This is a genomic window from Streptomyces mayonensis (assembly GCF_018982965.1).
In the GTDB taxonomy this organism is placed as follows: Bacteria; Actinomycetota; Actinomycetes; order Streptomycetales; family Streptomycetaceae; genus Streptomyces; species Streptomyces mayonensis.
In genome coordinates, this window is the sequence record NZ_JACBYP010000108.1 from 20,822 (window position 1) to 28,862 (window position 8,041).

At 70.3% G+C, this 8,041-nt stretch carries 7 protein-coding genes and 1 riboswitch; of the genes, 2 read left to right on the forward strand and 5 right to left on the reverse strand.

Annotation, left to right across the window (positions count from 1 at the left end):
- Nucleotides 1-159: 159 nt before the first annotated feature.
- The 4 genes from groL to thrC form a co-directional block, all read right to left on the reverse strand.
- Nucleotides 160-1,785 carry a chaperonin GroEL gene (gene groL / locus HZS56_RS29895; protein ID WP_216723934.1) on the reverse strand — a complete coding sequence of 542 codons (1,626 nt, stop codon included), beginning with the start codon at nucleotides 1,783-1,785 and terminating at the stop codon, nucleotides 160-162.
- A 371-nt stretch (nucleotides 1,786-2,156) separates the two neighbouring features.
- Nucleotides 2,157-2,360: a cold-shock protein gene (locus HZS56_RS29900; protein ID WP_004929928.1), complete on the reverse strand. Its 204-nt coding sequence runs from the start codon at nucleotides 2,358-2,360 to the stop codon at nucleotides 2,157-2,159.
- Nucleotides 2,361-2,766: 406 nt separating this feature from the next.
- Nucleotides 2,767-3,042 carry a MoaD/ThiS family protein gene (locus HZS56_RS29905; protein ID WP_030186288.1) on the reverse strand — a complete coding sequence of 92 codons (276 nt, stop codon included), beginning with the start codon at nucleotides 3,040-3,042 and terminating at the stop codon, nucleotides 2,767-2,769.
- Nucleotides 3,039-4,349, reverse strand: a complete 1,311-nt coding sequence (thrC, locus tag HZS56_RS29910) for a threonine synthase (RefSeq protein WP_216723935.1) — start codon at nucleotides 4,347-4,349, stop codon at nucleotides 3,039-3,041. The genes HZS56_RS29905 and thrC overlap by 4 nt, the downstream gene beginning before the upstream one ends.
- A 17-nt stretch (nucleotides 4,350-4,366) precedes the next feature.
- Nucleotides 4,367-4,514: riboswitch (SAM riboswitch) on the reverse strand.
- Between the two features lie 180 nt (nucleotides 4,515-4,694).
- On the opposite strand from thrC, the gene HZS56_RS29915 reads away from it, so the two are divergent.
- The gene (locus HZS56_RS29915; RefSeq protein ID WP_216723936.1) at nucleotides 4,695-5,666 is read left to right on the forward strand and encodes a glucosyl-3-phosphoglycerate synthase; all 972 of its coding nucleotides are present in this window, start codon (nucleotides 4,695-4,697) and stop codon (nucleotides 5,664-5,666) included.
- Between the two features lie 41 nt (nucleotides 5,667-5,707).
- Here the strand turns inward: HZS56_RS29915 and HZS56_RS29920 are convergent, their stop codons facing one another.
- Nucleotides 5,708-6,451: a hypothetical protein gene (locus tag HZS56_RS29920; RefSeq protein ID WP_253915128.1), complete on the reverse strand. Its 744-nt coding sequence runs from the start codon at nucleotides 6,449-6,451 to the stop codon at nucleotides 5,708-5,710.
- 156 nt (nucleotides 6,452-6,607) lie between these two features.
- On the opposite strand from HZS56_RS29920, the gene HZS56_RS29925 reads away from it, so the two are divergent.
- Complete coding sequence (locus HZS56_RS29925) at nucleotides 6,608-8,011, forward strand: alpha,alpha-trehalose-phosphate synthase (UDP-forming) (RefSeq protein ID WP_216723937.1); 1,404 nt, start codon at nucleotides 6,608-6,610, stop codon at nucleotides 8,009-8,011.
- The last annotated feature ends 30 nt before the right edge of the window (nucleotides 8,012-8,041 follow it).

Consider the following 8,041-nt stretch of genomic DNA (forward strand, 5'->3'; position numbering starts at 1 on the left):
GGCATTCCGCCCGCCCCGCACGGGCCGGAGTGATCCGCCCCACAGTCGTGGCCCCCACCCGGACAACGCGGACAACGCCCGAGGGCGGCACCCCCTGCTGTGGCAGGGAGTGCCGCCCTCGGTCCGTGCGGGACGGTCGATCAACCGGGAAGCGGTCGATCAGAAGTCCATGTCACCGCCCGGCATGCCGCCCGGGGCACCGGCCGGAGCGGCCTTCTCCGGCTTGTCGGCGATGACGGCCTCGGTGGTGAGGAACAGCGCGGCGATGGAGGCGGCGTTCTGCAGGGCGGAACGGGTCACCTTCGCCGGGTCGATGATGCCCTCGGCGATCATGTCGACGTACTCGCCGGACGCGGCGTTGAGGCCGTGGCCGACCTGGAGGTTGCGCACCTTCTCCACGACGACGCCGCCCTCGAGACCGCCGTTGACGGCGATCTGCTTCAGCGGGGCCTCCAGGGCGAGCTTCACGGCGTTGGCGCCGGTCGACTCGTCACCCGTCAGCTCCAGCTTCTCGAAGACCTGGGAGGCCTGGAGCAGGGCCACGCCACCACCGGCGACGATGCCCTCCTCGACGGCCGCCTTCGCGTTGCGGACGGCGTCCTCGATGCGGTGCTTGCGCTCCTTGAGCTCGACCTCGGTGGCGGCACCGGCCTTGATGACGGCCACGCCGCCGGCCAGCTTCGCCAGGCGCTCCTGGAGCTTCTCGCGGTCGTAGTCCGAGTCGCTGTTCTCGATCTCGGCGCGGATCTGGTTGACGCGGCCGTTGACCTGGTCGGTCGAGCCGGCGCCGTCGACGATGGTGGTCTCGTCCTTGGTGATGACGACCTTGCGGGCGCGGCCCAGGAGGTCCAGGGAAGCGTTCTCCAGCTTGAGGCCGACCTCCTCGGAGATGACCTCGCCGCCCGTGAGGATGGCGATGTCGCCGAGCATGGCCTTGCGGCGGTCGCCGAAGCCCGGGGCCTTGACGGCGACGGACTTGAAGGTGCCGCGGATCTTGTTGACGACCAGGGTCGACAGGGCCTCGCCCTCGACGTCCTCGGCGATGATCAGCAGCGGCTTGCCCGACTGCATGACCTTCTCCAGGAGCGGCAGCAGGTCCTTGACGTTGCCGATCTTGGAGTTGGCGATCAGGATGTACGGGTCGTCGAGCGACGCCTCCATACGCTCCATGTCGGTGGCGAAGTACGCCGAGATGTAGCCCTTGTCGAAGCGCATACCCTCGGTGAGCTCCAGCTCCAGACCGAAGGTCTGGGACTCCTCGACGGTGATGACGCCTTCCTTGCCGACCTTGTCCATGGCCTCGGCGATGAGCTCGCCGATCTGGGTGTCGGCGGCGGAGATGGAGGCCGTGGAAGCGATCTGCTCCTTGGTCTCGACGTCCTTGGCCTGCTCGAGCAGGGCGGCGGAGACGGCCTCGACGGCCTTCTCGATGCCGCGCTTGAGGGCCATCGGGTTGGCGCCGGCCGCGACGTTGCGCAGGCCTTCCTTGACCAGGGCCTGGGCCAGGACGGTCGCGGTGGTCGTACCGTCACCGGCGACGTCGTCCGTCTTCTTGGCGACTTCCTTGACCAGCTCGGCGCCGATCTTCTCGTACGCGTCCTCGAGCTCGATCTCCTTGGCGATGGAGACGCCATCGTTGGTGATCGTGGGGGCGCCCCACTTCTTCTCGAGGACGACGTTGCGGCCCTTGGGGCCGAGCGTCACCTTGACGGCGTCCGCGAGCTGGTTCATGCCGCGCTCGAGGCCGCGCCGCGCCTCCTCGTCGAACGCGATGATCTTGGCCATGTGAAGTGGTCCCTCCAGGACTGGGGGTGATTCCTTCGGACCGCGCCCGCGCCCGCGACGGACGGCTCGCCGGCCTCGTGGTTCCTTCCCCACCCGGCCCGCGGGCCTCACCGACCCGGTCCTTCGTTGTCACTCTCACCTTCAGAGTGCTAACGCCAATGATTAGCACTCGACCCCCTCGAGTGCAAGGTGCGCCCGCGAAGCGGGCTCGTTGAGGGGTGGCGGCCGGGCGACGGGTGGGCGCAAGGTGCGCCCGCGAAGCGGGCTCGTCGAGGGGCCCCTCTCCGCCGCCCGCGAACACACCGAAGGGCCCGTACCCAGCGGGTACGGGCCCTTCGGATGAAGACCTGGTGCTGCGGTGGCCGGACGTCTCAGGCGCTGAGGCGAACCATGTCGGCCTGCGGGCCCTTCTGACCCTGCGAGATCTCGAACTCGACCCGCTGGCCTTCTTCGAGGGTGCGGTAGCCGTCCATCTGAATCGCGCTGTAGTGGACGAAAACATCCGCACCACCGTCGACCGCGATGAAGCCGTACCCCTTCTCCGCGTTGAACCACTTGACGGTGCCCTGAGCCATGCCTAACTCCCCTATTACTGGCCCTTGCACAGATCCGCACTTCGCGGACCCGGGTCAGACCTCACCCCCCACGACTGGGGGCGTGCGCCGGAACGCGTCGACCGCGGCTGAATGTATCTGTCCAACTGCCGTCTGCAACAGGTCAATCGGACGAGAAATTAGGACGTACCCGGTCCGGAATATGGCGAACTTTCGCCTGAATTCGGGTCAAGTCGGGGCACGCAAAACACACAAAAGCCGCGAAATACGCCCACACTTTGGCTACTTCTTGTCGGGCGAGCGGCAGGAATTCAGGGTTCCCGTTGTGTCGATCGGGAGCGCGTTCCCCAACTCTACCGCGCTCAACCACATGGAATTGCCCCCTCCGCTTCTCTTACGGAGAGGGCAATGGGCACTACGAGGCGTGTCAGCCGCCGGCGACCGCCGGGATGATCGAGACGCCCGCGCCGTCGGGGGTCGCGGTCTCGAGGCCCTGCTCGAAGCGGACGTCGTCGTCGTTGACGTAGACGTTGACGAAACGGCGCAGCTTGCCCTGGTCGTCCAGGACCCGGGCGGCGATGCCGGTGTGGTTCTTCTCCAGGTCGGAGATGACCTCGCCGAGGTTGGCTCCGTCGGCGCTGACCTCCGCCTTGCCGCCGGTGTAGGTGCGCAGGATGGTCGGGATACGAACGGTCACGCTCATGCGAGGCCAGCCTCTCGGAAGGAGTCCAGGTTCGGGCGGATGGTTGCGGTCAGGCCGGTGCCGGCCACCGCGTCGAGGGTCTTCAGGCCGTCGCCGGTGTTCAGGACGACGGTGGTGAGCGACGGGTCCAGTACGCCGTTCTCGATCAGCTTCTTCGTCACGCCGACGGTCACGCCGCCCGCCGTCTCCGCGAAGATCCCCTCGGTACGGGCGAGCAGCTTGATGGCGTCCACGACCTGCTCGTCGGTCACGTCCTCCACGGCGCCGCCGGTGCGCCGGGCGATGTCGAGGACGTACGGCCCGTCGGCCGGGTTGCCGATGGCCAGCGACTTGGCGATGGTGTCCGGCTTCTGCGGGCGGACCACGTCGTGGCCGGCCTTGAACGCGGTGGAGACCGGCGAGCAGCCCAGCGCCTGCGCGCCGAAGATCTTGTACGGCCGGTCCTCGACCAGACCGAGCTCGATCAGCTCCTTCAGCCCCTTGTCGATCTTCGTCAGCTGGGAGCCGGACGCGATCGGGACGACGAGCTGGTCGGGCAGCCGCCAGCCGAGCTGCTCGCAGATCTCGTACGCGAGGGTCTTGGAACCCTCGGCGTAGTAGGGCCGCAGGTTGACGTTGACGAAGCCCCAGCCCTCGCCGGCCGGGTCGCCGATCAGCTCGGAGCAGAAACGGTTCACGTCGTCGTAGTTGCCCTCGATGCCGACGAGCTCACCGCCGTAGACGGCGGCCATGACGACCTTGCCCTGTTCCAGGTCGTGCGGGATGAACACGCAGGAGCGGAAACCGGCGCGGGCGGCGGCGGCGCCGACGGCACCGGCGAGGTTGCCGGTGGAGGAGCAGGAGAGGGTGGTGAAGCCGAAGGCGCGGGCGGCCTCGATGGCCTGGGCGACGACGCGGTCCTTGAAGGAGTGCGTGGGGTTGCCGGAGTCGTCCTTGACGTACAGGCCGCCGGTGACGCCCAGCTCGCGGGCGAGGTTGTCGGCCTTGACGAGCTTGGTCCAGCCGGGGTTGATGTTCGGCTTGCCGGCCACGTCGGCGGGCACGGGGAGCAGCGGGGCGTAGCGCCAGATGTTCGTGGGGCCGGACTCGATGCGCCGGCGCAGTTCCTCGGTGTCGTACGCCGAGAAGTCGTAGGCGATCTCGAGCGGGCCGAAACACTCCTCGCAGGCGAACACCGGTCCCAGCGGCACCCGGTGGCCGCATTCCCGGCAGCTCAGCGCGGCGGCGGGGCCGAGGTCGGCCGTCGACGCCCGGGAGTTCGCGGCGTTCGCGGCGTTCGTCGTGTTCTCGGCGGTTTGCACAGCCATGGAGGCGAGGCCCTTTCTCCTCATCTTCCTCACGACGCATCTCGCCGTGAGACGGATTTGGCACCTTCCCTAGTCGGGAGCCTCGCCACGCCTGTGTGACAAGAACCGACTGGAGGGTTGCCGGGGCTTCATCGGGCCGTATCCCTCTGCCCCTCTGGATGAGCGGTATGTAGTTGTTCTTCCGTTGCGTGTTCTTCCACAGCGGATCTTCTGTGTTCTTCCGCCGTGTGCGCGAGGACCCCGGCATGCGGTGGTCCCACGCGTTGTTCAAGACTGTAACCGAAGGCCAGGGCGGTTGAGATAGTCGTCCGTACCGCGAGATGGATCACAAAGGAGCCGTTGACCGTGCTGGAAGAAGTCGAGCGCTGGCTGGACGCACGCTCCTGGTCCGCCGGGGACCGGCCGCTGCAGCGGCTTCTGGCCGCCAAGCACGCCACGGGGCAGTCGGTCAGCGTGGTGCTCCCCGCGCTCGACGAGGAGGCGACGGTCGGCGACATCGTCGCGGTGATCCGCCGGGAGCTGATGGAGCGGGCGCCGCTCGTCGACGAGATCGTGGTCGTCGACTCCGGGTCCAGCGACCGCACGTCCCAGGTGGCCTCGGCGGCGGGCGCGCGCGTCGTGCACCGCGACACGATCCTGCCGCGCATCCCCGCGGTGCCGGGCAAGGGCGAGGTGCTGTGGCGTTCGCTGCTGGTCACCGGCGGGGACATCGTCTGCTTCGTCGACGCCGACCTGCGCGAGTTCTCCCCCGACTTCGTCTCCGGCACCGTGGGCCCGCTGCTCACCGACCCGGACGTCCACCTCGTCAAGGCGATGTACGACCGTCCGCTCACCGTCTCCGGCGGACACGCCGCGGGGACGACGGCCCTCGGGGAGGGCGGCCGGGTCACGGAACTGATGGCCCGCCCGCTGCTCAATCTGCACTGGCCGCAGCTGGCCGGCTTCGTGCAGCCGCTCGGCGGCGAGTACGCGGCCCGCCGCTCCCTGCTGGAACGGCTCCCCTTCCCCGTCGGCTACGGCGTCGAGCTGGGCATGCTGGTCGACGCCCTGCACCTGGTGGGTCTGGACGCGCTCGCGCAGGTCGACGTGGGGGTCCGCGTCCATCGCCACCAGGACGGGCGGGCGCTCGGCCGGATGGCCGCCGCGATCTACCGCACCGCCCAGCTCCGGCTGGCCCGCGGCCACCTGGTCCGGCCGGCCCTCACCCAGTTCGAGCGCGGCGCCGACGGCTTCGAACCGCGCACCTACACGGTGGACACCGAGGAACGCCCCCCGATGACGGAGATCGCGGAGTACGCGGCCCGCAAGGTGGCCTGAGGCCCGCCACCGACCCTCATCGGCGCACCAGCACCGGCACGTCAGCCGGGGACGCCGTCCGACCAGCGCCAGACGCCGCCGGCGTCCTGCCGGCAGGTCAGGTACTCGCCGCCGCGGCCGTGGGTGCTCAGGCCGCGGTGCTTCTTGGCGCAGAACTGGCCGTCGGCGTAGCAGTTGCCGGCGGGGCTCATCAGCTCGCAGGCGCCGCTGCCCGAGCCGGAGCCGGTCCCGCCGGTGTCGTCGTTGGGCGGCGCCGTCTGCGGCGCGGGGGTCGCCTTCGGTGTCCGCAGCAGGCGCCCGTCGCAGTCGCGGCCGTCGCGGGGGACGGTGAAGGTCACGGTGCCGGGGCCGCCGCTCTGCTCGCAGATCTCCTCGTCGACGCCCCAGGAGGTGGCCCGCTTCCCGGTGCCTTGGAGGCGCACGACGAAGTCGACATGCGCCGGCTTGGCGGTGAGGACGGCCGCGCCCATGGTGCGGCCGGTGAAGTCGGGCAGCGTGACGGTGGGCGAAGGCTCGGTGCTGGGCGACGCCTCGGGGGTGGGACTGCCGCTCGGCGTCGCGGTGGCTGTGGCGGTAGCTGTGGCGGTAGCTGTGGCGGTGGCCGGGGTCTTCAGGGGCCTCGCGTCGTTGGGCGGGTCGCCGCCGTCCCCGCCGCCGCAGCCGGCCAGGGCCAGCGCGCAGACCGCCACCAGCGCCGCCGCGCCGCCGCCTCGGCTGCCGCCCGCGCCCCTGCGCGTGCCTGTGCCTGTGCCGGCACCTATGCCTGTGCGGCTGTGTATGGGCATGCGTTTGGGCATGGCGCCCACCCCCCGGATCGTTGAAATGCGCACCACACAGTTTCAAGCTCTTCACATGTTTCACACAAGGCGCGTGACCGAATCGCAGCCGGAGGGGCGTGTGGGCACGTTTGAGGATTCGGGGGCCGGGCTAGGTTGAGGGCTATGGCTTCAAGCTTCGGTGCTGCTCAGGTGCTGGTCGCCTCCAATCGGGGGCCGGTCTCGTACGAGGTGGGCGAGGACGGTTCGCTGCACGCCAAACGGGGTGGTGGCGGGCTGGTGTCGGGGCTGTCGGCCATCGGGCCGGACGCCGGGGCGCTGTGGGTCTGCTCGGCCCTGGGCGACGGCGACCGCGAGGCGGTGCGGCGCGGGGTCGGCGAGGACGGCGTACGGATGCTGGACGTACCGGCCGACGTGCACGCGGACGCGTACAACGGCATCGCGAACTCGGTGCTGTGGTTCGTGCACCACATGCTGTACCAGACGCCGCTCGAGCCGGTCTTCGACGCGGAGTTCCGGCGGCAGTGGGCCTCCTACGAGGCGTACAACCGGGCCTTCGCCGAGGCGCTGGCCGAGGAGGCGGCCGAGGGCGCGGCCGCGATGGTGCAGGACTACCACCTGACGCTGGTGCCGGGGATGCTGCGCGAGCTGCGGCCCGACCTCAGGATCAGCCACTTCTCGCACACCCCGTGGGCGCCGGTCGACTACTTCCGGCTGCTGCCCGACGACATCGCCGAGCAGGTGCTGCGCGGCATGCTCGGCGCGGACCGGCTGGGCTTCCTGACCCGGCGCTGGGCGGACGCGTTCACCGCCTGCTGCGACGCGCTCACCGGCGGGCTCGGCGCCACGGAGATCGGCGTGCACGGGCTGGGCGGCGACGCGGACTTCCTGCGGAAGCGGTCCCACGAGGCCGACGTCGACGAGCGGATGGCCGTCCTGCGGGAGGAGATCGGCACCGCGCCGGAGGGCGGGGCGCGCCGCACGATCGTGCGCGTGGACCGGACCGAGCTGTCCAAGAACATCGTGCGGGGCCTGCTGGCGTACCGGGAGCTGCTCGCGCGGCGGCCCGAGTGGCGGGAGCGGGTGGTGCACGTCGCCTTCGCCTACCCCTCGCGCCAGGACCTCGCCGTCTACCGGGACTACACGGCCGAGGTGCGGCGGGTCGCGGAGGCGGTCAACGAGGAGTTCGGTACGGCGGGCTGGACGCCGGTCGTGCTGAACCTGGAGGACGACTTCGCGCGGTCGCTGGCGGCGTACCGGCTGGCGGACGTGGCGCTCGTCAACCCCGTCCGGGACGGGATGAACCTCGTCGCCAAGGAGGTTCCGGTCGTCTCCGACGCGGGGTGCGCGCTGGTGCTGTCCCGGGAGGCGGGGGCGTACGAGGAGCTGGGCGAGGACGCGGTGGTCGTCAACCCGTACGACGTGACGGGCACGGCGGAAGCGCTGCACGAGGCGCTCGGCCTGCCGGCCGGTGAACGGGCCGAGCGGTCGAAGCGGCTGGCGGCCGCCGGCACCGCGCTGCCCCCGGCACGGTGGTTCCTGGACCAGCTGGAGGCACTGCGCGGCTGAGTGCGGCGGAGACGGGGAGGGGAGGGGAGG